The sequence below is a fragment of the Kaistia nematophila genome, from assembly GCF_026343855.1.
In the GTDB taxonomy this organism is placed as follows: Bacteria; Pseudomonadota; Alphaproteobacteria; order Rhizobiales; family Kaistiaceae; genus Kaistia; species Kaistia nematophila.
Window position 1 is genome coordinate 76,898 of record NZ_JAPKNK010000012.1, and the last position, 25,435, is coordinate 102,332.

At 68.6% G+C, this 25,435-nt stretch carries 22 protein-coding genes; 14 read left to right on the forward strand and 8 right to left on the reverse strand.

The window, feature by feature from the left end:
* Positions 1-302: 302 nt before the first annotated feature.
* Positions 303-2,138: an ABC transporter ATP-binding protein gene (locus OSH07_RS21660; protein WP_266340782.1), complete on the forward strand. Its 1,836-nt coding sequence runs from the start codon at positions 303-305 to the stop codon at positions 2,136-2,138.
* 57 nt (positions 2,139-2,195) lie between these two features.
* Here OSH07_RS21660 and OSH07_RS21665 read toward each other — a convergent pair whose 3' ends face one another.
* Positions 2,196-2,585, reverse strand: coding sequence for an antibiotic biosynthesis monooxygenase (locus tag OSH07_RS21665; RefSeq protein WP_266340783.1), 390 nt, complete (start codon positions 2,583-2,585; stop codon positions 2,196-2,198).
* Positions 2,586-2,747: 162 nt separating this feature from the next.
* Here OSH07_RS21665 and OSH07_RS21670 point away from each other — a divergent pair, with 162 nt between their 5' ends.
* From OSH07_RS21670 to OSH07_RS21685, 4 genes are all read left to right on the forward strand, one after another.
* The gene (locus tag OSH07_RS21670) at positions 2,748-3,296 is read left to right on the forward strand and encodes a MarR family winged helix-turn-helix transcriptional regulator (RefSeq protein ID WP_266340784.1); all 549 of its coding nucleotides are present in this window, start codon (positions 2,748-2,750) and stop codon (positions 3,294-3,296) included.
* A gap of 103 nt (positions 3,297-3,399) precedes the next feature.
* Complete coding sequence (petA, locus tag OSH07_RS21675) at positions 3,400-4,074, forward strand: ubiquinol-cytochrome c reductase iron-sulfur subunit (protein WP_420909667.1); 675 nt, start codon at positions 3,400-3,402, stop codon at positions 4,072-4,074.
* A 19-nt stretch (positions 4,075-4,093) separates the two neighbouring features.
* Positions 4,094-5,362, forward strand: coding sequence for a cytochrome b (locus OSH07_RS21680; RefSeq protein WP_266340785.1), 1,269 nt, complete (start codon positions 4,094-4,096; stop codon positions 5,360-5,362).
* Positions 5,363-5,387: 25 nt separating this feature from the next.
* Positions 5,388-6,275 (forward strand): cytochrome c1, encoded by an 888-nt coding sequence (locus OSH07_RS21685; RefSeq protein WP_266340786.1) that lies wholly within the window; start codon positions 5,388-5,390, stop codon positions 6,273-6,275.
* 56 nt (positions 6,276-6,331) lie between these two features.
* On the opposite strand, the gene OSH07_RS21690 is transcribed toward OSH07_RS21685, so the two are convergent.
* Genes OSH07_RS21690 through OSH07_RS21705 form a run of 4 tightly spaced genes read right to left on the reverse strand, consistent with a single transcriptional unit; the run spans position 6,332 to position 9,071 of the window.
* Positions 6,332-7,519: a CCA tRNA nucleotidyltransferase gene (locus OSH07_RS21690; RefSeq protein WP_266340787.1), complete on the reverse strand. Its 1,188-nt coding sequence runs from the start codon at positions 7,517-7,519 to the stop codon at positions 6,332-6,334.
* A gap of 44 nt (positions 7,520-7,563) precedes the next feature.
* The gene (locus tag OSH07_RS21695; RefSeq protein ID WP_266340788.1) at positions 7,564-7,827 is read right to left on the reverse strand and encodes a DUF6111 family protein; all 264 of its coding nucleotides are present in this window, start codon (positions 7,825-7,827) and stop codon (positions 7,564-7,566) included.
* Entirely contained in the window at positions 7,828-8,466 is a 639-nt protein-coding gene (locus tag OSH07_RS21700; protein ID WP_266340789.1) for a CoA pyrophosphatase, read from the reverse strand.
* The gene (locus tag OSH07_RS21705; protein ID WP_266340790.1) at positions 8,463-9,071 is read right to left on the reverse strand and encodes a DUF1285 domain-containing protein; all 609 of its coding nucleotides are present in this window, start codon (positions 9,069-9,071) and stop codon (positions 8,463-8,465) included. The genes OSH07_RS21700 and OSH07_RS21705 overlap by 4 nt, the downstream gene beginning before the upstream one ends.
* Positions 9,072-9,202: 131 nt before the next feature.
* On the opposite strand from OSH07_RS21705, the gene OSH07_RS21710 reads away from it, so the two are divergent.
* The 4 genes from OSH07_RS21710 to OSH07_RS21725 are packed head-to-tail and all read left to right on the forward strand — an operon-like array spanning position 9,203 to position 16,038.
* A complete protein-coding gene (locus OSH07_RS21710; protein WP_266340791.1) occupies positions 9,203-10,219 on the forward strand; it encodes an AAA family ATPase in 1,017 nt (338 codons plus the stop codon).
* Positions 10,185-11,141: a DUF58 domain-containing protein gene (locus OSH07_RS21715; RefSeq protein WP_266340792.1), complete on the forward strand. Its 957-nt coding sequence runs from the start codon at positions 10,185-10,187 to the stop codon at positions 11,139-11,141. The genes OSH07_RS21710 and OSH07_RS21715 overlap by 35 nt, the downstream gene beginning before the upstream one ends.
* Complete coding sequence (locus OSH07_RS21720) at positions 11,138-13,963, forward strand: DUF4159 domain-containing protein (protein ID WP_266340793.1); 2,826 nt, start codon at positions 11,138-11,140, stop codon at positions 13,961-13,963. The genes OSH07_RS21715 and OSH07_RS21720 overlap by 4 nt, the downstream gene beginning before the upstream one ends.
* The gene (locus OSH07_RS21725; protein WP_266340794.1) at positions 13,960-16,038 is read left to right on the forward strand and encodes a hypothetical protein; all 2,079 of its coding nucleotides are present in this window, start codon (positions 13,960-13,962) and stop codon (positions 16,036-16,038) included. The genes OSH07_RS21720 and OSH07_RS21725 overlap by 4 nt, the downstream gene beginning before the upstream one ends.
* Before the next feature lie 155 nt (positions 16,039-16,193).
* Here OSH07_RS21725 and OSH07_RS21730 read toward each other — a convergent pair whose 3' ends face one another.
* Both OSH07_RS21730 and OSH07_RS21735 read right to left on the reverse strand, forming a co-directional pair.
* Entirely contained in the window at positions 16,194-16,694 is a 501-nt protein-coding gene (locus tag OSH07_RS21730; protein WP_266340795.1) for a GNAT family N-acetyltransferase, read from the reverse strand.
* A gap of 211 nt (positions 16,695-16,905) precedes the next feature.
* A complete protein-coding gene (locus tag OSH07_RS21735) occupies positions 16,906-17,361 on the reverse strand; it encodes an NUDIX domain-containing protein (RefSeq protein WP_266340796.1) in 456 nt (151 codons plus the stop codon).
* Positions 17,362-17,639: 278 nt separating this feature from the next.
* On the opposite strand from OSH07_RS21735, the gene OSH07_RS21740 reads away from it, so the two are divergent.
* The 5 genes from OSH07_RS21740 to OSH07_RS21760 all read left to right on the forward strand — a co-directional run bounded on the left by OSH07_RS21740 (position 17,640) and on the right by OSH07_RS21760 (position 23,478).
* Positions 17,640-18,536 carry a metallophosphoesterase family protein gene (locus OSH07_RS21740; RefSeq protein WP_266340797.1) on the forward strand — a complete coding sequence of 299 codons (897 nt, stop codon included), beginning with the start codon at positions 17,640-17,642 and terminating at the stop codon, positions 18,534-18,536.
* Between the two features lie 193 nt (positions 18,537-18,729).
* On the forward strand, positions 18,730-19,002 hold the full coding sequence (locus tag OSH07_RS21745) for a YtcA family lipoprotein (RefSeq protein ID WP_266340798.1): 273 nt from the start codon (positions 18,730-18,732) through the stop codon (positions 19,000-19,002).
* Between the two features lie 2 nt (positions 19,003-19,004).
* A complete protein-coding gene (gene mdtN / locus OSH07_RS21750; protein WP_266340799.1) occupies positions 19,005-20,048 on the forward strand; it encodes a multidrug transporter subunit MdtN in 1,044 nt (347 codons plus the stop codon).
* Positions 20,049-20,052: 4 nt separating this feature from the next.
* Positions 20,053-21,918 (forward strand): FUSC family protein, encoded by a 1,866-nt coding sequence (locus OSH07_RS21755; RefSeq protein ID WP_266340800.1) that lies wholly within the window; start codon positions 20,053-20,055, stop codon positions 21,916-21,918.
* A 3-nt stretch (positions 21,919-21,921) separates the two neighbouring features.
* Positions 21,922-23,478: a TolC family protein gene (locus OSH07_RS21760; RefSeq protein ID WP_266340801.1), complete on the forward strand. Its 1,557-nt coding sequence runs from the start codon at positions 21,922-21,924 to the stop codon at positions 23,476-23,478.
* Positions 23,479-23,632: 154 nt separating this feature from the next.
* Here the strand turns inward: OSH07_RS21760 and aspT are convergent, their stop codons facing one another.
* Complete coding sequence (gene aspT, locus OSH07_RS21765) at positions 23,633-25,321, reverse strand: aspartate-alanine antiporter (protein WP_266340802.1); 1,689 nt, start codon at positions 25,319-25,321, stop codon at positions 23,633-23,635.
* Positions 25,322-25,435: the final 114 nt, after the last annotated feature.

A 25,435-nucleotide genomic window follows, 5' to 3' on the forward strand; every position in this document is an offset into this window, starting at 1 on the left:
TTGCCGCCGCGTGTGTCGCCGCCGCAACGCAGATCCGGGAGGGTTGGATGGAAAATATCCTGTTGAACATCCGGCCCGCGATCTGCCCCCGTCAGGCGATGAACGCCACCTCCTGACGCTCCCCCGGCCCAACCGGCCAGTTTCCGGACTTTCCGTTTCTCGACCTGTCCGGTCCCCGGTACGCCAAGGCACCTCGCTACCGCCGGATGACGCGCCCTCTCCCGCCGGAGACGCGCGCCCTGCCTCCAACGTCGAGCCGCGCGCCCGAGGCGCGGACCAGCATCCAAACTCTGGACATTTCCATGTTCCGCTTCTTCGAATCCCGGATCGATCCGTTCCGCAGCCATGACGACAGCATGCCGCCGGCGACGCTGCTCGGCTTCTACCGGCGCTATTGCCTGCAGATCTGGCCCTATCTCCTCGTGCTGATGGCGATCGGCCTGATCGTGTCGCTGATCGAGATCGCGATGCTTCGCTATATCGGCTCCATCGTCGACCTCCTGAAGTCGACGAGCCCGAGCGAGATCCTCGCCGACTATGGCCCCACCTTCCTCTGGATGGGCTTCGTCATCGTCATCGCGCGGCCGCTGGCGGCGCTGGCGCATGACCTCGTCAACCAGCAGACCATCGCGCCGAACTTCACCAACCTGATCCGCTGGCAGACGCACCACTACGTCATGCGCCAGTCGATCACCTTCTTCGCCAATGACTTCGCCGGCCGCATCGCCTCGAAGATCGTGCAGACCGGCCCGGCGCTCCGCGAATCGGTCGTGCAGGTGATCGACGCGCTGTGGTTCGTCACCATCTTCGCCGGCTCGGCGCTGGTGATCTTCTGGAGCGCCGACTGGCGGCTCGCCATGCCGCTGCTCCTCTGGATCATCGCCTATGTCGCCACGCTCGCCTGGTTCGTGCCGCGCATCCGCGACCGCTCGACCATCATGTCGGAGATGCGCTCGCAGCTGACCGGCCGCATCGTCGACAGCTACACCAACGTCCAGACGGTCAAGCTCTTCGCCCATCCCGAGCGCGAGGACGACTACGCCAAGGAGGCGCTGGTCGAGCATACTGCAGCCTTCAAGAACGAGACGCGGCTGATCACGGCGATGAATGCCACCGTGTCGAGCCTGAACGGCCTGCTGGTGATGGCGACCGGCACGCTCGCCGTCTGGCTGTGGACGTTCGACGCGATCACGCTCGGCGCCATCGCGGTGGCGGCCGGCCTCGCCATCCGCATCACCAACATGTCCGGCTGGATCATGTGGGTGGCGGTCGGCATCTTCGAGCAGATGGGCACCGTGCAGGAAGGACTAGAGACGATCGCCCGCCCCTATGACCTGCTCGACAAGCCCGCCGCGCCGCCGCTCGTCGCCAAAGAGGGCGAGATCCGCTTCGAGAATGTCCGCTTCCACTATGGCAAGGCGGGCGGCATCATCGAGGACCTGAGCTGCACCATCAACCCGGGCGAAAAGGTCGGGCTGGTGGGGCGATCGGGCGCCGGCAAGTCGACGCTCGTCAACCTCCTGCTCCGCTTCTACGACGTCGAGGCGGGGCGCGTGCTGATCGACGGGCAGAACGTCTCAGACGTGAGCCAGGACAGTCTGCGCCAGCAGATCGGCCTCGTCACGCAGGACACTTCGCTTCTGCATCGTTCGGTGCGCGACAACATTCTCTACGGTCGCCCCGACGCTTCGGAAGCCGAGGTGATCGCGGCGGCACGGCAGGCGCATGCCGACGGGTTCATCGAGGGGCTGAGCGATCCGCGCGGACGCCGGGGCCTCGACGCCCATGTCGGCGAGCGCGGCGTCAAGCTCTCGGGCGGCCAGCGGCAACGCATCGCCATCGCCCGCGTGCTTCTGAAGGATGCCCCGATCCTGATCCTCGACGAGGCGACCTCGGCGCTCGACTCGGAGGTCGAGGCCGCGATCCAGGAGAGCTTCGCGCGGCTGATGGAGAACAAGACGGTGATCGCAATCGCCCACCGCCTCTCCACCATCGCGGCGATGGATCGCCTGATCGTTCTCGACCAGGGCCATATCGTCGAGACGGGCAGCCACGAGGAGCTGCTGCACCGGAACGGCCTCTATGCCAGCCTCTGGCACCGGCAGTCGGGCGGCTTCCTCGACCTGCATGCGAACTGAGTCGCGAGGACGGGGCGGCGGGATCGCCTGCCCCGTCCCTGCATGCCCGGCCCGGCATCAGAAGGCCGGGATACGGGAATAGCTGGCGATATCGGCGGTGATGCCGAGCCGCGCGATCATCGCCTGCCGGTCGAAGCCGGTCTCGGCATGGTGCCGCGCCACCGCCTCGCTCACCCGAGCGACGACGTCGGCGCTCGCCCACTCGACCAGGGTGACGATGTTGAAGACGCCCGGTCCCGAGTTCTGCTCGAGGATCATGTCCTGCAGGAACCCCTCCTGCTGCCGCAGCACGTCATAGGTGTCGCGGACGCGCCCCAGGAATTCGTCGCGGCCAGCGGCGGGGACGATGAACTTGTCGACGCGGTAGAGCGGTCCGGCCGCTAACGCCGGAGCTTCCTGATTCGCGCTCGACTCGGAAACGGGACTGCGGATGGCTGACTGGCTCATGACGATCTCCTTGCACTCCTTGCTGGAGGCACCCTCCTGCCGGACCGCGGGTCTGCGGCGGCACTCAATTATATGCATGAGTCACACATATATATCAAGCAATGAGGAGGGCCGCGCAATTCATTTTGCGCAAGGCGCCGTCGCCGATACTAGATTGCCGACATGAGCAGCACGCCCGAAGACGAGAATCGACGCCGGCTCGACCGGCTGATCACCGAAGCGCGGCGGCGCCTGGCACAGGAGCCGGATCGCGCCGCCGATGTCGTACGGATCGATTCCGCGCTCGGCCGCATCCGCCGCAGCATGGCGCGGCAGTCGCTGGGCAGGCGCGTGCTTTCGGAACTCGGCGTGACGGATATCGACCCCGGCCTCGTCGAAGTCCTGCATGCCATCGCCTCGACCGAAGCCGAGGAGCCGGGCGCCGCCTCCATCGGCATGGTGGCGCAGGCAATGGGCGTGGATCCGTCGCAGGCGAGCCGGCTGGTGCGCGAGGCGGTCGCCGCGGGGCTCGTCATGCGAGTCGCAGCGCCGGAGGACGCCCGCCGCAGCGTGCTCCGCCTCTCGGAATTCGGCGCCGCGCTGATGGCCGGCACGCGCGATCACAAGCTCGCGCTGCTTCTCGAACACTTCAGCGACTGGTCGGAGCAGGATTTGGCCGAATTTGCCCGCCTATTGGCGAGCTTCTCGTCGATCGCCCGTCCGAGCGGCTAAATCTGGCGATCCGTCCCGCGACAATGTGCGCATCGGGTGAGCGCTCTCTGGACATTCCTCGCGGTCGGTGGCTAAACAGCTTCTAATCTGAGCGATGGGGACCATGCCGGTTTTCCCATCACTTTCGGCCGGGCGTTCTGGACATCGCGTTGATGTGGGTCGCATACGGACGGTGACGACGGTAGCGCCCGCTTCCGAAGACTATGAGGGGATCATCTTGGCTGAAAATGCTACGGCAGAACCGACCCGCCGCGACTTTCTCTACATTGCGACCGGCGCAGTAGGCGCTGTCGGTGTCGCGGCCGCCGTCTGGCCTTTCATCAATCAGATGAATCCCGACGCGTCGGCATTGGCGCTCGCTTCCACGGAAGTCGACATCAGCGCCCTGCAACCCGGCGACTCGCTGACCGTGAAGTGGCGCGGCAAGCCGGTGGTCGTGCGTAACCGCACGCAGAAGGAAATCGACGACGCCAAGGCGGCCTCGCTGTCGGACCTCAAGGATCCGGTCGCGCGCAACGCCAACCTGCAGCTGGACGCGCCGGCGACCGACGCCAACCGCGCCGCCGCCGGCAAGGAAAACTGGTTCGTCATGGTCAATGTCTGCACCCATCTGGGCTGCATTCCGCTCGGCCAGTCGGGCTCGTTCAACGGCTGGTTCTGTCCGTGCCACGGTTCAGTCTACGACACCGCCGGCCGTATCCGCAGCGGCCCGGCCCCGGAGAATATGGCCATTCCGGTCTATTCCTTCCTGAGCGACACCAAGATCAAGATCGGCTGACCGGGGGAAAATCGAAATCATGTCCGGACCATCTACCTATCAGCCGCAGAACGCTTTCCTGAAGTGGTTCGAGGCGCGCCTGCCGATCGGCGGGCTCATCCATTCGTCGTTCATCGTGTTCCCCAATCCGCGGAACCTGAACTACTGGTGGACCTTCGGCGGCATCCTGGCGTTCATGCTGGTCGCGCAGATCGTCACCGGCGTCGTGCTGGTGATGCACTACACGCCGCACACGACGCTGGCCTTCTCGTCCGTTGAAGGCATCATGCGCGACGTGAACTATGGCTGGCTGCTGCGCTACCTGCACGCCAACGGCGCGTCGATGTTCTTCATCGCCGTCTACGTCCATATCTTCCGCGGCCTCTACTACGGCTCCTACAAGGCGCCGCGCGAGGTGCTGTGGATCCTCGGCATGATCATCTTCCTGCTGATGATGGCCACCGGCTTCATGGGCTACGTGCTGCCGTGGGGACAGATGTCCTTCTGGGGCGCCACCGTGATCACGAACCTCTTCTCGGCGATCCCGATCGTCGGCGAGACCATCGTGACCTGGCTGTGGGGCGGCTTCTCGGTCGACAACCCGACCCTGAACCGGTTCTTCTCGCTGCACTACCTGCTGCCGTTCATGATCGCCGGCGTCGTCGTCCTGCACATCTGGGCGCTGCACATCCCCGGCTCGAACAACCCGACCGGCGTGTCCGTCAAGGACAAGCAGGACACCCTGCCCTTCCATCCCTACTTCACCGTCAAGGATGCGCTCGGCCTGGTCGTGTTCCTGATCGTCTACATGTGGTTCGTGTTCTACCTGCCGAACTACATGGGCCATCCGGACAACTACACCGCGGCCAACCCGCTCGTGACGCCGGCGCACATCGTTCCGGAATGGTACTTCCTGCCGTTCTACGCGATCCTGCGCTCGATCCCGGACAAGCTGGGCGGCGTCATCGCGATGTTCGGCGCCATCGCCGTGCTGTTCGTGGTTCCCTGGCTCGACACCTCGAAGGTCCGTTCGGCCAATTTCCGCCCGCTCTATCGCCAGTTCTTCTGGATCCTGGTGCTCGTGTCGATCGGCCTCGGCTATCTCGGCTCGCGTCCGGCGGAAGGCGGATACGTCATCGCTTCGCGTATCCTGACGGTCTACTACTTCTTCCACTTCCTGGTGATCCTGCCGCTGCTCGGCCTGTTCGAGAAGCCGAAGCCTCTGCCCGCCTCGATCACCGAGTCGGTTCTCGGCAAGGGTGCGGCCAACGTCACCGCCGGTGCGCCTGCCGCGCCGCAGACCAAGTAAGCCGCGAGAGGATCACGGATCGATCATGATGAAGACCCTTTCCGAGAAAATCGCGCGGTTCGGTCTGGCTCTGTCCCTCAGCGTCGCTTCGGCGACGCTGGTGGCCGGCCCCGTCAGCGCCGCCGAGGAAGCGGCGCACGAGACGCCGCACTACCCGATCGTCCATCCGACGCAGGAGCCCTGGAGCTTCGCCGGCGTGTTCGGCAAGTTCGACACGGCCCAGCTGCAGCGCGGCTACCAGGTCTACAAGGAAGTCTGCTCCGCCTGTCACTCGATGAACCTGATGAGCTTCCGCAACCTGGGTCAGCCCGGCGGACCGCACTTCAGCGAGGCACAGGTCAAGGCGCTTGCCGCGACCTTCCAGGTGCAGGACGGCCCGAACGACGCCGGCGACATGTTCGAGCGCGCCGCCCGTCCGTCCGACCGCTTCCCGGCGCCCTTCCCCAATCCGGAAGCCGCCGCCGCCGCCAACAACGGCAAGGCCCCGCCGGACCTGTCGCTGATGGGCAAGGCGCGCGCCGTCGAGCGTGGTTTCCCCTGGTTCCTGCTGGATATCTTCACCCAGTACCAGGAAGGCGGCCCCGACTACATCCACGGCCTGCTGACCGGCTACAAGGAGCCGCCGGCGGGTACGGAAGTCGGCCCCGGCCTGCACTACAATGTCGGCTTCGGCAGCGGCTCGGCGATCGCCATGGCCCCGCCGCTCTCCGACGGCCAGGTGACCTATTCGGACGGTACGCCCGAGACGGTCGACCAGTACTCGCGCGACGTCGCGGCCTTCCTGATGTGGACGGCAGAGCCGCATCTCGACGCCCGCAAGCGCATCGGCTTCCAGGTGATCATCTTCCTGATCGTCTTCGCCGGCCTGCTCTACTTCGCCAAGAAGAAGATCTGGTCGAAGGTCGCGCACTAAGCGCCACCGCGACGACTCGAATTGAAAAAGGGCCCCCGACGGGGCCCTTTTTTGTTTCAAGACTGCGGCTGGTAGCTCGCGAGGAAGGCCCGCAGCCGTTCCCGCAATTCGCCGGCGTCGGCGCGAAAATCCTCGGCGATCCAGCCCCGCTCCATGTGCTTCAGCAGCAGCCCGACCAGGGGACCGCGATCGACACCGAGTTCGACGACGTCGCGGCCGGACAGAGGAAAGGTCGGAATCGCCCATTCCAGGGCGGCACCCCCGCGCGATGCGACGTCATCCGCGGCGAGCATTCCCTTCGCTCCGGCGAGCGCCAGGCCATCGAGAAACGCCGCCGTTCCGATCCGGTAGAGCGCCGCGTGATCGCCCTCGGCCGGGATCGACGCCGCCTCCAGGCCCGCCGCCAGCGCGGCGCGCATGCGGGTTCGCTCGGCATTGGAGAGACGGAAGCGCTGGGCGATGCGATCGACATCCTCCTGCACGCGCCCGAACAGCACCGCGAGGCGCAGCGGCGCCGATGCCGGCTCGCCGCGCTCGAACGTCGGCAGCCGCGAAAAGGCGACGAGATCGCCGACACCGGCGGCGATCAGAGGCAGGATGCCGCTCTCCTGCATGACGGCGACGGTCGGGGCCGCGCCTTCGGCGATGACCAGCCGACGCATTTCCTGGCCGACCCGCTCGGCCGAGAGTTCGGCCAGGTCGTGGCGCGCGCGGATCGTCGCCGAGAGCCCCTCCGCGTCGGGAGCGCCGGCGCCATAGGCGGCATGGAAGCGGAAGAAGCGCAGCGCCCGCAGCCGGTCCTCCGCGATCCGGCGCTCGGCGGAACCGATGAAGCGCACCCGGCGCGCCGCGATGTCGGCGAGCCCGCCGACCGGATCATGCAGCCTTCCGTCGAGATCGACCGACAGCGCGTTGATGGTGAAGTCACGCCGCTCCGCATCGGCCTGCCAGTCGCGGCCGAAACGCACGACGGCGCGGCGACCGTCGGTCTCGACATCCTCGCGCAGCGTCGTCACCTCGACGACGTGGCGATGGCCGATGACCGTCACCGTGCCGTGCTCGACGCCGGTCGGCGCGACCTTCAGTCCCGCCGCCTCGGCTCGCGCGATCACCGTCTCCGGGGGTGCGGTCGTGGCGACGTCGACATCGGCGAGCGGCAAACCCATCAGCGTGTTGCGCACGGCCCCACCGATGACCCGCGCCTCCTCGCCATCCGACGAGAGCAGGCCCAGAACCTGGCTCACCAGCGGATCCGCAAGGAATCCGGCGTCGCGTAGATCCGGCGCGCTCAATCGAAGCCGCCTGGGACGAGCTTGCCATCCCGGAACTCGGCCGGATGATAGGTCGTGCCAACGCTGCCGCCGGAGAAATGCACCAACCCGAGCACCGCGATCAGGACCAGGACGACGCCGGCGGCCGACAGCCGCGACAGCACCGGATAGGACCAGTCGTCCCGCCGCAGGACCTGTCCTGGCGCCAGCTGCCGCCAGCCGGCATAGACCAGAAACGGCGCCAGGAAGCACAAAAGCGTAATGGCGAGAAATCTCAGCATCTACCGAAAGAGTCTCTCATAGAGACCGCGGATGATCCCGGCGGTCACGCCCCAGATATGGTGCTCGTCATATGGCATTTCGTAGAGCGAATGGCGAACTCCATCGAATTCCCGGCTGATCGTCTGGTGGTTTTCCGGCGTCATCAGGAAAGAGAGGGGTACTTCGAAGGTGGCGTCAACCTCGCCGGGGTTCAGCACCAGGTGATGATCGGGCGCCACGCGCGCCACGATGGCGGTGATGCGATAGCCGGTGCCGGCGATATAGGGGTCGAGCGCGCCGATCGGATCGACCAGCCCCGGATCGAGGCCGATCTCCTCCTGCGCCTCGCGCAGCGCGGCCGCCGTCGCGTCCGCGTCGGTCGGATCGATCTTGCCGCCGGGAAAGGCGATCTGGCCGGGATGCTTGCGCAGTTGCATCGTCCGACGGGTCATCAGCACCGTCGCCTCGCTGCGCTCGACCACCGGAATGAGCACCGCCGCCTCGCGCCAGACGAAGCCCTTGGGAGGCACGAATTCCGGGTTGATCACCGGCTCCCTCGGAAGGGCGACGAGCGGATGATCGAGTGGCCGCAACAGCTTGCGCGCCCTGGCGAAGAAATGGTCCGGCCGGAACGGATCGTCGGAATCGAGCTGCGTCACGGCGTCACCGCCGCTTCTGCCCGGCCAATAACGAAGAAGTGACCGGCCGAAAGGAGGCCGATCTCATCGCCCCGTTGCTCGAAATGCCGGGCCAGTTCATGCACCACCGGCCGCGCAAGCCGCGCCTCGAGCCCGCCACGGACGAGCACATAGGGAACCAGGCCGTCGTCCGACGCATCGGTGGCGATGCGCAGCGGATGTTCGGCATCGACCGTGACGACGTCGCCGACATTGGTGCGCAGAATCAGCCTTTGCGCCTCCCCTTCCCCGTCGATGGCCATCTCCACGACGATGAAAGGCACGTCTTCCACCGTGATCGTCAGCTTTTCGGCCGGGGTGACGAGAACATGGCTGCCATCGGGCTCGCGCCGGAGCACGGTGGAGAACAGCCGGACCAGCGCCTCGCGCTGGATCGGCCGCCCCTCGTGATGCCAGCCGCCCTGATGGTCGATGCGAATGTCGCTGGCGCCGCAATGGGCCGGATTCCAGAGATGGACCGGAGCGGGGCCGCGCAAGCCGCCGGCGCGCTCGATCAGTCCATCGAGGGCCGAACCATGCGCCGAAACGTCCTCGGCCTTGGTTTCGCCCTGCTTTGTCACTGACATGCTAAGTATCATCCTTCCGTGCAGGGCGGTGCAGCCAGAGGCTGACGACGCCATGCCGGTCGTGCGAAGATTGTACGCGGATCGAGTCACTCGATCTCGTCGCGACCGTAACCGAAACTATATGGGCCGATATGAGCGCGTTCAATCAGACCTCCATCGCCGACATCAATCCGGGACGCACGATCGCGGAAGCCGACGCGGCGGTCGCCACCATCAAGGCGGCCCGCGAGGCGATCGGCAAGGTGATCTACGGCCAGGAAGCCGTCGTCGAGCGCGTGCTGGTGACGCTGCTTTCGGGCGGCCACGGCCTGCTCGTCGGCGTGCCCGGCCTCGCCAAGACCAAGCTGGTCGAGACGCTCGGCATCGTGCTCGGCCTTGAGGAGCGCCGCGTCCAGTTCACGCCCGACCTGATGCCGTCCGACATCCTCGGCTCCGAGGTGATGGACCAGGACGAAAGCGGCCGCCGCTCGTTCCGCTTCCTGAAGGGCCCTGTCTTCGGCCAGCTCCTGATGGCCGACGAGATCAACCGCGCCAGCCCGCGCACGCAATCCGCGCTGCTGCAGGCCATGCAGGAATATCACGTCACCGTCGCCGGACAGCGCTACGACCTGCCGAGCCCCTTCCATGTGCTCGCGACCCAGAACCCGCTCGAGCAGGAAGGCACCTATCCGCTGCCGGAGGCCCAGCTCGACCGCTTCCTGTTGCAGATCGACGTGCTCTATCCCGATCGCGACGCCGAGCGGCGCATGCTGTTCGAGACGACCGGCGCCAGCGACGCGGTAGCGGAGCGGATCACCGACGCGCAATCGCTGAAGGCGATCCAGCAATTGGTCCGCCGCCTGCCGATCGGCGAAAGCGTCGTAGAGGCCATCCTCAATCTGGTTCGCTCGGCACGTCCGGGCGAAATCGCCGACAACAAGCTTTCCGGCGTTATTGCCTGGGGGCCCGGCCCCCGCGCCAGCCAGGCGCTGATGCTTGCCGTCCGTGCCCGCGCGCTGATCGACGGACGATACGCGCCTTCCGTCGACGACGTGATCGCGCTGGCCGAACCGGTGCTGCAGCACCGCATGAGCCTGAGCTTCGCGGCACGGGCCGATGGCCTCTCAGTGCGCGATGTCATCGGGACCCTCAAGTCACGAATCGGGTGACGTTTTGAACGAAGCACGCGCTTCCGTGCAGACATCCAGTCGTGTCGGAACGAATCTGGCTGAAGCCAAGGGATTGGCGGCCAGCCTGCCGGATCTGCTCGTCGAGGCGCGCCGGGTCGCGACCACGGTTCTGGCCGGCTGGCATGGCCGCCGCCGCGCCGGTCCAGGCGAGACGTTCTGGCAGTTCCGTCCCTTCGTGGCGGGCGAAGCGCCCGGCCGCATCGACTGGCGCCGCTCCGCGCGTGACGATCATTTCTATATCCGCGAACGCGAGTGGGAAGCCGCCCACACCGTCTGGCTTTCCGCCGACCTGTCGCGCTCGATGGACTTCCGCTCGAAGCTCGCGCTCGCCTCCAAGCGCGATCGCGCCGTCGTGCTGCTGCTGGCGCTGGGCGACCTGCTGGCCGCCGCCGGCGAACGCATCGGGCTGCTCGGGCTGAGCGATCCGATCCTGGCGCGCAATGCGGCCGAGCGACTGGCCGAAACGCTGATGCATTTCGATACCGAACAGTCGGCCTTTCCCTCCGCCATGCGGCTTGGCCGGTTCGCCGACCTCGTCGTGATCGGCGATTTCCTCGATCCGATCGACGAGATCGAGGCCCGACTCGCCGATTACGCCCGCCATGGCGCGACCGTGCATCTGGTCGAGATCCGCGATCCGGTGGAAGAGATCTTCCCCTATGCCGGACGAACAGAGTTTCGCGATCCGGAGACCGGCGCGCTCTACACGATCGGCCGCGCCGAGCAGATCGGCGAGGAATACCGCAACCGCCTTCTGGCCCGCCGCGAGACGCTGGCCGCGACCTGCCGCCGGCTCGGCTGGAGCTACCTGACCCATCGCACTGACCGCCCGGCGACCGAGCCGCTGCTGGCGCTGCATGCGCGCCTTTCCACGCGCACGACGCAGGGAGACCGGCCATGATCGCCGGCCTGCCGCTCGCCTTCGGTGCGCCCCTGGTTCTGGCCGCGCTCGTGCTGCTGCCGGCCATCTGGTGGCTCCTCAAGCTGACGCCGCCGCGTCCACGCCTCGAGAGCTTCCCGCCGACCCGCATCCTCGCCGAGATAGCGCCGCGCGACGAACAGCCCTCGCGCAGCCCGTGGTGGCTGACGGCCCTGCGGCTGCTGCTCGCCGCGCTCGTCATCCTGGCGCTGGCCGCGCCGATCTGGCGCCCGACCGGCGAAAGCGTGCCCGGCTCCGGCCCCCTGCTCGTCGTCATCGACAATGACTGGGCTTCGGCGCGCGACTGGACGACCCGGATCGACACGGCCCGCCGCATCGTGACGATGGCCGAGAGCGCCGGCCGGCCGGTCGGGCTGATCGCGACGGCAGAGCCGCCGAACCAGGAGATCACGCCGACCGACGCCGCCGCCATCCGCGCCCGCCTCGACGCGCTGGTGCCCCGCCCCTATCCGGCCAACCGCGCCGCCATCGCCGCCGCGCTGCAATCGGCCGCGCCCGCCGCGGCGTTCGGCGGCATCGCCTGGCTCTCGAACGGCCTTGGCGGCAGCGATGCCGAGGCGTTCGGCCGTTTCCTCGATACTTCGGTCAAGGCGCCGGTGACGATCTATGGCCGCGACGGCAAGTCCCTCCTCGGACTGGCCGCCCCCGTCGCCACCGCCGACGCGCTGACGCTGAGCGTTTTGCGCGGCGACGGCGAAGCCGTCGGCAGCGGCACCCTGGTCGCCCGCGACATGAAGGGGCGGTCGGTCAGCGAGGCGCCATTCGCGTTCAAGACCGGCGAAAAGCACACCGACGCCGTCTTCACCCTGCCGACCGAGCTGCGCAACGAGATCGTCCGGGTCGAGATCGCCGGCCAGCAGACGGCCGGCGCCGTGCAATTGCTCGACGATCGCTTCAAGCGCCGGCGGATCGGCCTGATCTCCGGCGCGTCGAGCGACAATGCGCAGCCGCTGCTGTCGCCGCTCTACTACATCAGCCGCGCCGTGCAGCCCTTCGCCGACGTGATCGAGCCGCGCGACGCCAATGCGGCGCTCGCCGTGCCGCAGATGATCGAGGGCGGCTCGGCTGTTATCGCCATGGCCGACATCGGCACGCTGACGCCGGATGTCGAGGACAAGCTCGCGACCTGGGTCGAGGCGGGCGGCACGCTGCTGCGCTTCGCCGGGCCGCGCCTCGCCGCGGCCAGCGCCCAGGCCGACAACCTCATCCCGGTGCGCCTGCGCGAAGGCGGCCGCGTGCTCGGCGGCAGCCTGTCCTGGTCGACGCCGCAGCCGCTCGCCAGCTTCTCCGCCAACAGCCCGTTTGCCGGGCTCGCCATCGCGCCGGATATCGAGGTGCGCCGCCAGGTGCTGGCCGAGCCGGACGCCAACCTGCCGACCCGCACCTGGGCGGCGCTCGCCGACGGCACGCCGCTCGTAACCGCCGCGCCGCTCGGCAAGGGATGGCTGATCCTGTTCCACGTCACCGCCGACGCCAGCTGGTCGAACCTGCCGCTCTCCGGCACCTTCGTGGAGATGCTGCGCCGGATTTCCGCCTTCGCCTCCGTGCCCCTGATGCAGGACAATGCAGCCAAGACGGTCGAGGGATCGGCGGGCGCGACGCTGCCGCCCTATCGGCTGCTCGACGGCTTCGGCCATTTCGTCGCAAGCGATCCGATGGCCCGGCCGCTGCCCGCGTCCGGCGCCCCGGTCGAGCCGAGCCGCGAGCATCCGCCCGGCCTCTATGGCGGCGAGGACGGCTTCCGCGCCATCAACGTGCTGGCGCCCGACGCAACGTTGCCGCCGCTCGACGTCGGCGCCATGGCCGGCGCCGAGCTCCGACCCTATCCGACCACGGCGCCGACCGACCTGTCGCCCTGGCTGCTGCTCGCGGCGTTCGTCTGCCTGGTCGCCGACGCGCTCGCCGTGCTGTGGCTGAACGGCGGCCTGCGGGTGCGCCGTCACGCGACCGCTTCCGTTATCCTCCTGTTAACCCTGGCGCACGCTTTTGCCCCGCCGCCGGCCCGCGCCGATGCGGCGAGCGACCAGTTCGCCATGGACGCGGTGAACAAGTCGCGCCTCGCCTATGTCCGCACCGGCAATGCCGAGATCGACGACATGAGCGAGGCCGGCCTCGCCGGCCTGTCGCGGGCGCTCTCCGCCCGCACGGCGATGGAGCCGGACAATCCGCTCGGCGTCGACGTCGAGAAGGACGAGTTGAGCTTCTTCCCGCTGCTCTACTGGCCGATCGACCCAGCCTCGCCGATGCCCTCCTCGGCGACGCTCGCCAAGATCGACGCCTATATGAAGCAGGGCGGCTCGATCCTGTTCGATACCCGCGACGAGCTCGACCGCGCGCCCGGCTCGACCGGCTTCGGCGGCACGCCGGCGGCCGAGCGGCTGCGCGCCATGCTTTCCGGCCTAGACATCCCGCCGCTCGAACCGGTGCCCGGCAACCACGTCCTGACCAAGGCCTTCTACCTGCTCGAGGACTTTCCCGGCCGCTACAGCGGCGGCCCGCTCTGGGTCGAGGCCTCGCCGCCCGAGACCGACGCGAACGCGGCCCAGCGCCCGGCCCGACCCGGCGACGGCGTCTCGTCGATCCTGATCACCGAGAATGACATGGCGGCCGCCTGGGCGACCGATCCCGACGGCCGCTATCTGGTGCCGACCGTGCCGCCCGACCCGCGCCAGCGCGAGATGGCCTATCGGACCGGCATCAACATCGTCATGTACACCCTGACCGGCAACTACAAGGCCGATCAGGTCCATGTGCCGGCCCTGCTTGAGAGGTTGGGCCAGTGAATTGGTCGATCACCTTCGCGCCGCTGATCCCGCTGCCCTGGCTGGTCGCAGTGGCCGTCCTCGGCCTTCTCGCCGTGGCGCCGCTGCTGCTGCGGCGTCTGCGCGGCGGCTGGCTGCGCCTGCTGGCACTCGCGGCCCTTCTCGCCGCCCTCTCCGGCCCCGTCCTGCTCGCCGAGGATCGGCAGCCGCTCCCCACCGTCGTCGCGCTCGTCGTCGACAAGAGCGCCAGCCAGGATCTCGACGGCCGCGCCAGGATGACCGAGGAAGCGCGTGCGGCGCTGGAAAAGCGCTTCGGCGAGCTGCGCAGCCTCGATCTGCGCGTCATCGAGGCCGGCGGCAAGACCGGCGGCGCGCCCGTCGACGGCACGGAACTGTTCTCGGCCGTCTCGGCCGCGCTCGCCGACGTCGCGCCGGAACGCCTCGGCGCCGTCGTCATGCTGACCGACGGCGAGGTGCATGACGTGCCGATGCCGCCGAACTCCCCCTTCGGCGGCGCGCCGCTGCATGCGCTGATTTCCGGTCACGACAACGAGCGCGACCGCCAGATGGTGATCCGCTCGGCGCCGCGCTTCGCCATCGTCGACGAGAATCAGACGATCGAGTACAGCGTCATCGACCAGGGCGCCCCCTCCAACGACCCGCTCCGCGTCACCATCAGCCTCGACGGCGAGCCGCTCGCCACCGAGACGGTGACGCCGGGCGCGATCAACCGATTCCCGATCCGGATCGGTCACGCGGGACAGAACATCTACGAATTCGAGGCCGCCCCGCTCGAGGGCGAACTCACCGCCGTCAACAACCGCGCCGCCGCCGTCATCGACGGCATCCGCGAAAACCTGCGCGTGCTCCTGGTCTCGGGCGAGCCACATGCCGGCGAGCGGATCTGGCGTAACCTGCTGAAGTCGGACGCCTCGGTCGATCTCGTCCACTTCACCATCCTGCGCCCGCCGGAGAAGCAGGACGGCACGCCGATCAACGAACTGTCGCTGATCGCCTTCCCGACGCGCGAGCTGTTCTCGGTCAAGATCGACCAGTTCGACCTGATCATCTTCGACCGCTACGCCCAGCGCGGCGTACTGCCGACGATCTATTTCGACAACATCGCCCGCTATGTCCGCGACGGCGGCGCGCTGCTCGTCGCCTCGGGACCGGACTATGCCTCGGACGACAGTCTCTGGAACACGCCGCTCGCCGACGTGCTGCCGGCGGCGCCAACGGGCCGCGTCATCGAAAAGCCCTTCCTGCCGCGCGTCACCGATCTCGGCGGCCGCCATCCGGTCACCCGCGGCCTCGAAGGCGCCGACACCGAGCCGCCCCGCTGGAGCCGCTGGTTCCGCCAGATCGAGGTCGACAAGCCGAGCGGCGAAACGATCCTGAAGGGCGTCGACGACGATCCGCTGCTGGTGCTCGACCGCGAGGGCAAGGGCCGGGTGGCGCTGATGCTGTCCGACCAGGTCTGGCTGTGGGCGCGCGGCTACGAGGGCGGCGGCCCGCATGTCGACCTGCTGCGCCGGCTGGCGCACTGGCTGATGAAGGAGCCCGACCTCGAGGAGGAGGCGCTCCGCGCCACGGCGCGCGGCGCCACCCTCGTCATCGACCGCCAGACCATGCAGGAGAAGATCGGCCCGGTCACGGTCATCGCCCCCTCCGGCGCGCGCAGGACGCTGACGCTCGCCCCCGACGCGCCCGGCCGCTTCCACGGCGAGATGCCGGCCGACGAGATCGGCCTGTGGCGGGTCGAGGACGGCGAGCATCGGGCCTTCGCCCATGTCGGCCCGGCCAATCCGCGCGAATTCACCGACGTGCTGTCGAGCTTCGACAAGCTGCAGCCCGTGGTGGACGCGACCGGCGGCCACATGGCGCGCATGGTGACGGCGGACGGCAAGCTCGATACGCCGCGCATCGTGCCGGTGCGCCCGGGCCGCGCCATGGCCGGCCGCGACTGGATGGGAATCCGCATGACGGACGCGTCAGTGCTCAGGGGTGTCGACCGCTGGCCGCTGTTCTCCGGCTTCCTCGGCCTCGCCGCCCTGCTCGGCGTCATGGCGGCGACCTGGTACCGCGAAGGGCGGTAGGCTTTTCGCGTAGCAAGGCCCTCACCCAACCCTCTCCCGCAAGCGGGCGAGGACTTTTCGGCCCGAGGCCCGTCGCAGTCCTGAGTCCGGAGGCAAAGCCGGAGGCGCTCGTCCCTTCGCCCGCTTGCGGGAGAAGGGCGGTGTGAGGGACTTCCCTACGCCGCGCGCTCGGCCGCGCCGCCGAGGCCTTCGAGCGCGTCGTCGGTCAGCGGGCAGACCAGCACGCGCGCCGGGTCGGCGGGAGCCGGCAGGGTGATCTGGTAGGGCCGCAGCCGCTGGAACCCGAACGGACCATAATAGGGTTCGTCGCCGACGAGCAGGATGACTTCATGGCCTGCCTCCCGTGCCGCGGCGATCGAGGTGCGCATCAGCGACTTGCCCGCGCCCCTGCCCTTCCATTCCGGCACAACGGCCAGCGGCCCGAGCAGGATGGCCGGCCGGCCGCCGATCCGGATCGGCGTCAGCCGCACCGAGCCGATCAGCCGCTCGCCGGATTTCGCCACGAAGGACAGTTCGGGATCATGCGGCACGCCCTCGCGCAGCAGCGACGCGGCGCGGACGAAACGACCGGGACCGAACGAAATATCGTGCAGCGCCTCGATGGCGGGATCGTCGGCAGGCTGCTCGGCCAGGACGGTGAAGGAATCGATCTTCATGGAATGCGTCTCGTCGGAAGGGCATGGCACCGTCCGACCGAGGCTGCCGGCGGTCAGGTGCGGCAGATCCCGGGGACAGGCGAGCGAACGGCATCGCGTGACACGAGGTCACGGCCGTCGGTTCGTCGTCGCAGCAGGAGAAGGCGCGGCTTCATGCTCGGTCCCAAGTCGCAGGTGAAGGCGCAATAACATGGGTCGCCGACCTCGGCAATCACCAATTCGGCGACACCGGCGCACCCTCGGCGATCTCCGCCAGCCGGCGGCGCGTCGCAGGTGTCGCCGCCTCCGGCAGCGCGCCGAGATCGAAGAAGCCCACCTCGGCGATCTCGCGATTGGGATAGAGCGGCGGAGCCGGCCGCCGGAAGGCGTAGGAGACATAGACCAGCACGTGGTCGCGCGGCCGCTTCGGATTGCGATAGACGCCGTGCAGCGACGGCGCCGCATCGAGCTCGATGCCGCCCTCCTCGCGCAGTTCCCGCACCAGCGCCTCCTCCACCGTCTCGCCGCGCTCGACGCCGCCACCGGGCAAATACCAGCCAGGCATGTAGCTGTGGCGGACGAGGAAGACGCGCCCGTCCGCATCGAAGCAGGCGCCGCGCACGCCAAGGGTCATGCCGCGCACCACGGGGGCGACTAGGGAGCCGAGACGGGCAAGAACGGAGTACATGCGGGATCGATCCAGATTCGGGGCAGCATAGGCCGGACGGGCGGAACGGCAAGCCGCCGGGAGACGCCATGCGCGCCAAACATGGCTGGGTCGCGTCCACACCCCTAACGACGGGACGATCCGGCCACCATCTATCCTTCAGATAGGCGGGAGGCTCGGATAGCCCCGCCGGCGGCGCCCCTTGTTGGCGCCGTTTGCTTTTCGGGAGCATTCTAAACGCTCTGGTTGTAGAGCCAGGCGGCTGGACGCTGGCTCCGCGCTTCGCTAAGCCGGATGCCATGTTCGTGCTTGCCCATCTTTCCGATCCGCATCTCGGCCCCCTGCCGCGTCCGCGCACGCTGGAACTCGCCTCGAAGCGGGTGATCGGCTACGTCAACTGGAAGCGCAACCGCGTCCGCTCGCTGGGTGGCGAAGTGCTGGCCGGGCTGATCGAGGACATGCTGGCGCGACACCCGGACCACATCGCCGTCACCGGCGACCTGGTCAACATCGCCCTCCCCGGCGAGATCATCGCAGCCAGCGAATGGCTGAAGGCGGTCGGCGCGCCGCACGACGTTTCCTTCGTGCCCGGCAATCACGACGCCTATGTGCCGGGCGCGCTCGCCAAGGCGCTTGCGCTCTACGCGCCCTACGTTACGGGCGACGACGGACTGGCGCTCGGCCGCGTCACCTTCCCTTACCTGCGCCGGCGCGGTCCGGCCGCGATCATCGGCGTCTCGAGCGCCCGCGCTTCCGCCCCCTTCATGGCGACCGGCCATGTTGAGGCCCAGGCCCTGCCGGCGCTTCGCGACATGCTGATCCGCGCCAGGGGCGAAGGCCTCTACCGCGTCGTGCTGATCCATCATCCGCCGTTCAAGAAGGCCACCGGCTGGCACAAGCGGCTGGTCGGCGCCGGGCGGATCCGCGCCATCATCAAGGAAGTCGGCGCCGAACTGATCCTGCACGGACACACTCATATCGACAGCTTCGAAAGCGTCGAGGGACCGGACGGACCGGTGCCGGTGATCGGCGTGCCCTCGGCCGCCAACGCGCCCGGCGGGCACAAGCCGGCCGGCCGCTACAATCTCTTCGGCATTGAGGGCGAGCCCGGCAACTGGCGCTGCTCGCTGGTCGAGCGCGGCTATGGCGCGCCGGGCTCCGGCATCGAAGTAATCCGCGAGCGCACGGTCGGCTAGGATCGCTTCCCGCCGCCGCCTCGGGAATGCGGAGCCGGCTCGCGACGTTTTCTCGCAGCAACACCCGCGGCAAAAACGTATCGGCGCAGCCCGCATTCGAACATCCGCAGGTTGCAGCGGGCGATCCGGAACGGTAAGCGTACCAATAGAATAGTCACGAGCCGCCGCGCTCGGAATCGGGGGCTGGCGTCTCATGAGATTTGTGTCCCGCGCTCGCCTGGCGCCATTGGCCGCCATCGTGCTGAGCGGCTGCGTCGCGAGCGAGGCGCCGTCCATTCCCCTGTTCGGGGCGTATTTCCCGGCCTGGCTTCTCTGCGCCACGATCGGCATTCTTGGCGCCGTCGTGGTCCGGGTCCTGTTCGTCCTGATCGGACTCGACGACCGGCTGCCGCTGCGGCTGTTCGTCTATGTCTGCCTGGCGGCAGGCATCTCGTTCGCCACTTCCCTCGCATTCTTCGGACGCTGACGATGAGCAAGCCCGGTATTCTCGGCAAGGCGCTTGGCGGCGTCGTTGCCATCGTCATCATCGCCGGCGCCGGCGCGCTGGGCTGGAAATACCTGCGCGAAAGCGAACAGAACCCGATGTCCGAGGACGCGGTGATCCAGGCCAACCTGGTCAACATCGCCTCGACGGTGCCGGGCCGGATCATCAACATCGCGGTCCGGGACAACAGCCGCGTCAAAAAGGGCGACCTCCTGTTCGCGATCGACCCGGTCCCCTATCGCCTGGCCGTCGAGCAGACCAAGGCCGACCTGATGATCGCCGAGGCGGCGCTCTCGACCCAGCAGCGCACGATCCGCGCCGAGACCTCCAACGCCGCGATCGCCAGCGAGCAGATCTCGCGCGCCCGCGTCAATCTCGACCTGGCGACGCAGACGCTGGCGCGCCTGACCGCGCTGCGCCCGAAGGGCTATGTCACCGCGCAGCAGGTCGACGATGCGGCCACCGCCAAGCGGGACGCGACGATCAGCCTGAACCAGGCGCTAGCGCAGCGCGAGGCAGCCGACGCGCTGGTCAGCACGCTCGACGGCGCGGAGGCGCTGGTGGCGGCGCGGCGCGCGGCGCTGGCGCTCGCCGAGCGCAATCTCGCCGACACCGAGGTGCGCTCGCCGCATGACGGCCTCGTCGCCGGCCTCACCGTCTCGACCGGCCAGTTCGTCATCACGGGCCAGTCGGTGTTCACGCTGATCGATACCGAGCAGTGGTTCGTCACCGCCGCCTTCCGCGAGACCGAACTGCGCCAGATCGAGGTCGGCGCCTGCGTCACTGCCCATGTGATGGCCAACCGCACGATCCCGCTCAAGGGCCGAGTCGTCGGCATCGGCTGGGGCGTCAGCTCGGAAGAGATCCTGCCGATCCCGCGCAGCCTGCCCTATGTGCCGAAGACGCTGAACTGGGTGCGCATCTCGCAGCGCTTCCCGGTCCGCATCCTGCTCGACAACCCGCCGGCGGACCTGATGCGGGTCGGCGCCTCGGCGCTCGCCACCATCCACAGCGCCGATCGCTGCTAGCCCGATGTCGCCGCGGCTCCACCAGCTCATCGCCGACGTGCAGCCCTTCGAGGGCCGGTTCGGCATGACCTGGCGGATCTCGCTGCTCTGCGCGCTCGTGGCCGCCGTCGCCATGATCTACAAGATCCCGGAGCCGGCGATCGGCTGCTACCTGATCATCTACCTGATGAAGCCCGACGCCTCGACCAACATCGTGCTGGCGATCGGCGCCACCATCCTGGTCACGGTGTTCGTCGCGCTCGTCTTCGTGCTGACGCGATGGACCATCGAGGTGCCGTTCCTGAGGCTCGCCGTGATGGCGCTCGCCTCTTTCGCCTTCGTCTATCTGGGCTCCGTCAGCAAGCTCGGCGACCTCGGCTCCGACATGGCGCTGGTCATCACCTTCGCGCTCACCCTCGTCAGCGCCGCGCCGCTTGGCGAGGTGGTGACGCGCGGCCTGCTCTACGCCTGGCAGATGGTGACGATGCCGATGGCACTGATGCTCTGCTTCAACATGGTGCTCGGTTGGAAACCGTCGCGCCTGCTGCGCAAGACGTGGCGCGAACGGGTCGAGGCATCCGAGCAGCACCTGCTCCGGCACGACGCGGCGAGCCGCGCCCGGCTGCAGGAACTCCTGAGCGAGGGCAATGCCGAGCATGACCAGCGCGCGCTGCTGACCCGCATCCTGCACTACGTGCCGAAGCGGACGACGAACCAGCTGGCGCAGGCGATCGAGCAGAGCTACGCGCTGATGCTCGCCGTGTCGGCGCTGCCACCGACAATCGCCGCCGATGAGCGGGAAAGGCTCGCCGCTCAGTGCCGGAAGGTCGCCGAAGCGATCGCCGCCAAGGCCGTGATCCCGGCGCCCGACGTGCCGACTGCGACGGACGATGCGGCGTTCGCCGCCGCCTGGACAGCGCTGCGCGAGATGGCGGATCCCGATCCGGCCTGGCCGGCCATGCCGCAGGAGCCGTTCTTCGCCGCCGACGCGCTCAGCAATCCGGACCACCAGCGCTTCGCGCTGAAGACGACGCTCGCGGCGATGATCGCCTATATCGTCTATGCCGGCATCGACTGGCAGGGCATCCACACCGCGATGATCACCTGCTTCGTCGCCTCGCTCGGCACCACCGGCGAGACGGTGCACAAGCTGACGCTGCGCATCATCGGCTGCCTGATCGGCGCCGCCCTCGGCATCGGCGCCATCCTGTTCGTCATTCCCAACCTGACCAGCGTCGGCGGACTGATGATCCTGGTGTTCGTCGGCCTGCTTCCGGCCGCCTGGGTCGCCTCCGGCAGCGAGCGGATCTCCTATGGCGGCGTTCAGATCGGCCTCGCCTTCCTGCTCACCGTGCTGCAGGGCTTCGAGCCCAGCCTCGACATGGGCACCGCCCGCGACCGCATCGTCGGCATCCTGCTCGGCAACCTGCTCGTCTACCTGATCTTCACCCGGATCTGGCCCGTCGGCGTCGTCGTCGGCGTGCGCGCCGGGCTGTCGAGCGCGCTGGCGGGGCTGGCGCGGCTCGCGAACATGCCGCAGGGTGACAACCGGGCCCGCGTCAACGAGGCGGCTGCGGCGGTCGCCGACCTGCGGCATGCCGCGGACCAGCTCGCCTGGGCACGCTACGAACCGGCGGCGCTGCGTCCGGAGCCGGCGGCGATGCGCCGCTTCGAGGCCGTGCTGGCCGAGGCCGAGCCGCTTGCCGCAAGCCTCTTCCTGGCCGATGGCGCCGATCCTGCCCAGGCCGCGCAGCTGAAGCGTCTGTCACAGGCGATCGCCGACGCGAAGCCGCTCGCAGCGGAAGGAACACCAACGCCGGATCCGTCGGCCCCGCCGCATGATCCGACGTCGGAACACATAGCCCGAATCGAGAACGCACTGGTAACCTGAGGCATGATGGCGAGCCCCACCCGACCGCGTCGACGCGCCCGAGCGAGCTTCCGCTTCGCCGCCACGGCCAGTTTGCTCGCCCTCCTGGCGGGCTGCGCGCAATATGCCGAGCAGCTGGCGCCCGCCTCGCCGCACGAACCCTATCAGCAGGGCCGCAAGACCGGCGTCAGCCTGCTGCCGCAGCCCGCTTCCGCGCCGTCCGGCTCGCGCGATTTCGCCGTCCAGGGCAATCCCGAGCTCTCCGTCATGCCGCCGGCGCCGGAAGTGCGCGCCGGCAAGGTGTACCAGCTGCCGGAGCTGATCGACCTCGCCGAGCGCAACAATCCGACGACGCGGACCGCCTGGGAGCAGGCGCGGCAGGCGGCGCTCGCCGTCGGCATCGCCGAATCCACCTTCCTGCCGACCATCTCCGCCAATGTCATCGGCGGCGCCCAGCAGAACACCACGCCGATCGACATCCTCGGCGTCCAGAAGGACATCGAGACGACCGTCACCGGCGTGTCGTCGACCGTGGCGCTGCAATGGCTGGTGTTCGACTTCGGCCAGCGCAAGGCGGCGACCGACGTCGCCAAGCATGTGCTGACCGCCGCGAACGTCACCTTCAACGGCGCGCACCAGGCGCTGATCTTCAACGTCACGCAGAGCTTCTACCGCTACGGCGCCGCGCAGACCCGCACCGAGGTCGCGACCCGGTCGCTCCGCAACAGCCGAGCCATCCTCGACGCCGCCGTCGCGCGCGAGCAGAAGGGCATCGCCACCTCGGTCGAGGTGGCGCAGGCGCGCCAGCAGGTGGCCCAGTCCGAGCTGCGCCAGGTCGTCGCCACCGGCCAGGAGCGCGACGCCTACCAGGCGCTGCTTTCAGCAATGAGCGTTTCGCCGACCCTCAGCATCAAGGTCGCCGGCTCCGGCCGCCGGCGCCTGCCCGCGCCGACCGACATCTCGACCGAGGAGATGATCCAGCAGGCGCTCGCGCGCCGCCCGGACGTGCTGGCGAGCTACGCCAACATGAAGGCCAGCGAGGCCGGCATCCGCGTCGCCACCGCCGATTTCGCGCCGAAGGTCTACCTCGCCGGCGTCGCCGGCACGGGAACCACCGGGTTCGACGCGGCCGGCCTGCCGACCATCGGCCAGCAGACCTCCGGCGCCGGCGTGCTCGTCGGCGCGACCATGCCGATCTATGACGGCGGCCTGCGCGCCGCCAACCTGAAGGCGGCGGAATCGCGCGCCGCCGTCGCCCGCGCAGCCTTCGCCAAGACGCAGGAGGAAGCCGTGCGCGAAATGGTGGTCGCCGCCAACACGCTGCGTTCGGCGCTCGCCTCCTACCGCGCCGCCAGCAAGCTGACGGACGCGGCGGCGGTCACCTATGACGCGGCGCTGGGCGCCTATGAGAACGGCCTCGGCACGATCACCGCCGCGACGATCGCCGACAGCGGCCTGCTCGACGCCCGCCAGTCGCAGGCCGACGCGCATGCCGCCTCGCTCGTCGCCGCCGCCAACCTCGCCTTCGTGCTCGGCGCGATGACCTCGCCCCGCTCGCCCGAGACGCTGTCGTACCGGTAAGCGAGGAAAATCAAGCCCCTCACCCTGCCCTCTCCCGCAAGCGGGCGAGGGTTTCGGCCGGCGATCGTCATCGACGGGGCGCAACATCTGCCAAGGACGCAGGCGAGCCCCCTCTCCCGCTCGCGGGAGAGGGCTGGGGTGAGGGTCTTCGAAACTATCGCGCCAGCAGCACGATCAGGATGCCACCGATCGTCAGCAGCGTGTTGGAAACGGCGCAGCTCACCGTGAAGCCGAGCGCCGGGGTCTGGCTCTTCGCCCGGGCGGTCAGCATGCCGAGCGAGGCGGTCGAGGCGCGCGCGCCTGCGACGCAGCCGAGCAGGATCGCGTCGTCGAAGCGGAAGACGTAGCGGCCGATATAGAGCGCCAGGATGAGCGGCACGCTCGTCACCACCATGCCCCACAGGAACAGGCTGAAGCCGAGTTGCTGCACGCCGGCGACGAAGCTCGGCCCGGAGGACAGGCCGACGACCGCGATGAACATGTTGAGGCCGAGCGTGTTCATCAGCCAGTTGGCGGCCGGCGGAATACGGCCGAAGGTCGGATGGACCGAGCGCAGCCAGCCGAGTCCGATGCCGGCGAGCAGCACGCCGCCCGAGGAGGACAGCGTGATCGGCACCGAGCCGACCCGCCAGATCAGCGAGCCGATCAGGGCGCCGACGACGATCGCCGCCGCGACGAGCGCAACGTCCGTCTCCTCTGTTGCGCGGTCGGCCCGGCCGAACGCCGCGAGCGAGGCCGAGATGTCCTGCGGCCGGCCGATGACGGTGAGGACGTCGCCGCGATGGATGGTGGTAGCGGGAAGGACCGGGATGTCCACGCCAGTTGCGCCGCGGCGGATGCGGCGCAGAAAGATGCCGCGCGTGCTGGGGAGGCCGGCCAGCTCGGCCAGCGTCTTGCCATCGACCTTGCGGTTTGTGATCAGGACTTCCGTGCCCTCGACCGGCACGTTGAGCAGCTCCGCGTCCTCGATCTCGATGAGCTCGGGTCCGGCGAGCTGCATGATGATGCCGCGGTCGCCGGCGACGGCGACGACATCGCCCACCAGCAGCATCATGTCGGCGGTGGCGTCGACGATCTGGCCGTCGCGACGGACGCGCTCGATGAACAATTGCGCCGGAGCGCTCGCCGATTCGGCCGCCGCGGCGGTCTTGCCGACCCAATCCGAACCGGCGCCAACGCGATAGGCGCGCGCGATATGCTGGTGCCAGGCCCGGGCGCCGCCTGCCTTGCCATGCCCGCCCATCTTGCGCTCATAGGCGCGGCAGGCTGCCACCAGGTCGATGCCGAGCAGCTTGGGCCCGACGACGCAGACGATCATGGTCGCGCCGATGGTGCCGAAGATATAGGTCATCGCGAAAGCGGTCGGCACGGCATTGACCAGTTGCTTCGTCTCACCGGCGGAAAGCCCTAGCTGCTCGATCGCGTCGACCGAGAGCGCGAGTGCCGACGAGATGGTGGCGGCGCCGGCGAACAGGCCGGCAGTCGAACCGACGTCGTAGCCGGCGATCCGCCCGGCCACCCACGCGGCGCCGAGGCACAGCACGCAGACGATCACCGAGAACAGCGCCTGCGGCAGGCCGTTCTTGGCGATGCCCTGCACGAATTGCGGGCCGACGCCGTAACCGATGGCGAACAGGAAGAGCAGGAAAAAGATCGCGCGCACGTCGCTGGAGACGCTGATGTCGAGCTGCCCGACGAGCAGCGCCGTCAGCAGCGTCCCCGTCACGGCGCCGAGGCCGACGCCCTTGATCGACAGGCGGCCGACATAGGCGCCGATAGAGAGGCATACGAAGATCGCGATCGCCGGTTGGGACCGCAGCGTATCGACCAGCCAGTGCAACATGGGATTCATTCTCGACAGCTGCGCGCCGGCAGCGGGCGCGATGTTGGAGGGCCAACGGCCATACGCGAATAGCGAACGACCGATGCGCGCGTATGAAGGGTGGATCACCGTCCA

What these genes read in the sequence shown, in the direction of transcription:
- OSH07_RS21665 (WP_266340783.1), bottom strand. Translation starts at nt 2,585, where the DNA reads ATGAGCCAGTCAGCCATCCGCAGTCCCGTTTCCGAGTCGAGCGCGAAT.
- OSH07_RS21760 (WP_266340801.1), top strand. Translation starts at nt 21,922, where the DNA reads ATGATGGCGAGCCCCACCCGACCGCGTCGACGCGCCCGAGCGAGCTTC.
- OSH07_RS21720 (WP_266340793.1), top strand. Translation starts at nt 11,138, where the DNA reads ATGATCGCCGGCCTGCCGCTCGCCTTCGGTGCGCCCCTGGTTCTGGCC.
- petA (WP_420909667.1), top strand. Translation starts at nt 3,400, where the DNA reads ATGCCGGTTTTCCCATCACTTTCGGCCGGGCGTTCTGGACATCGCGTT.
- aspT (WP_266340802.1), bottom strand. Translation starts at nt 25,321, where the DNA reads ATGTTGCACTGGCTGGTCGATACGCTGCGGTCCCAACCGGCGATCGCG.
- OSH07_RS21715 (WP_266340792.1), top strand. Translation starts at nt 10,185, where the DNA reads ATGTCATCGGGACCCTCAAGTCACGAATCGGGTGACGTTTTGAACGAA.
- OSH07_RS21670 (WP_266340784.1), top strand. Translation starts at nt 2,748, where the DNA reads ATGAGCAGCACGCCCGAAGACGAGAATCGACGCCGGCTCGACCGGCTG.
- OSH07_RS21755 (WP_266340800.1), top strand. Translation starts at nt 20,053, where the DNA reads ATGTCGCCGCGGCTCCACCAGCTCATCGCCGACGTGCAGCCCTTCGAG.
- OSH07_RS21705 (WP_266340790.1), bottom strand. Translation starts at nt 9,071, where the DNA reads ATGTCAGTGACAAAGCAGGGCGAAACCAAGGCCGAGGACGTTTCGGCG.
- OSH07_RS21710 (WP_266340791.1), top strand. Translation starts at nt 9,203, where the DNA reads ATGAGCGCGTTCAATCAGACCTCCATCGCCGACATCAATCCGGGACGC.
- mdtN (WP_266340799.1), top strand. Translation starts at nt 19,005, where the DNA reads ATGAGCAAGCCCGGTATTCTCGGCAAGGCGCTTGGCGGCGTCGTTGCC.
- OSH07_RS21680 (WP_266340785.1), top strand. Translation starts at nt 4,094, where the DNA reads ATGTCCGGACCATCTACCTATCAGCCGCAGAACGCTTTCCTGAAGTGG.
- OSH07_RS21735 (WP_266340796.1), bottom strand. Translation starts at nt 17,361, where the DNA reads ATGTACTCCGTTCTTGCCCGTCTCGGCTCCCTAGTCGCCCCCGTGGTG.
- OSH07_RS21660 (WP_266340782.1), top strand. Translation starts at nt 303, where the DNA reads ATGTTCCGCTTCTTCGAATCCCGGATCGATCCGTTCCGCAGCCATGAC.
- OSH07_RS21740 (WP_266340797.1), top strand. Translation starts at nt 17,640, where the DNA reads ATGTTCGTGCTTGCCCATCTTTCCGATCCGCATCTCGGCCCCCTGCCG.
- OSH07_RS21730 (WP_266340795.1), bottom strand. Translation starts at nt 16,694, where the DNA reads ATGAAGATCGATTCCTTCACCGTCCTGGCCGAGCAGCCTGCCGACGAT.
- OSH07_RS21695 (WP_266340788.1), bottom strand. Translation starts at nt 7,827, where the DNA reads ATGCTGAGATTTCTCGCCATTACGCTTTTGTGCTTCCTGGCGCCGTTT.
- OSH07_RS21745 (WP_266340798.1), top strand. Translation starts at nt 18,730, where the DNA reads ATGAGATTTGTGTCCCGCGCTCGCCTGGCGCCATTGGCCGCCATCGTG.
- OSH07_RS21685 (WP_266340786.1), top strand. Translation starts at nt 5,388, where the DNA reads ATGATGAAGACCCTTTCCGAGAAAATCGCGCGGTTCGGTCTGGCTCTG.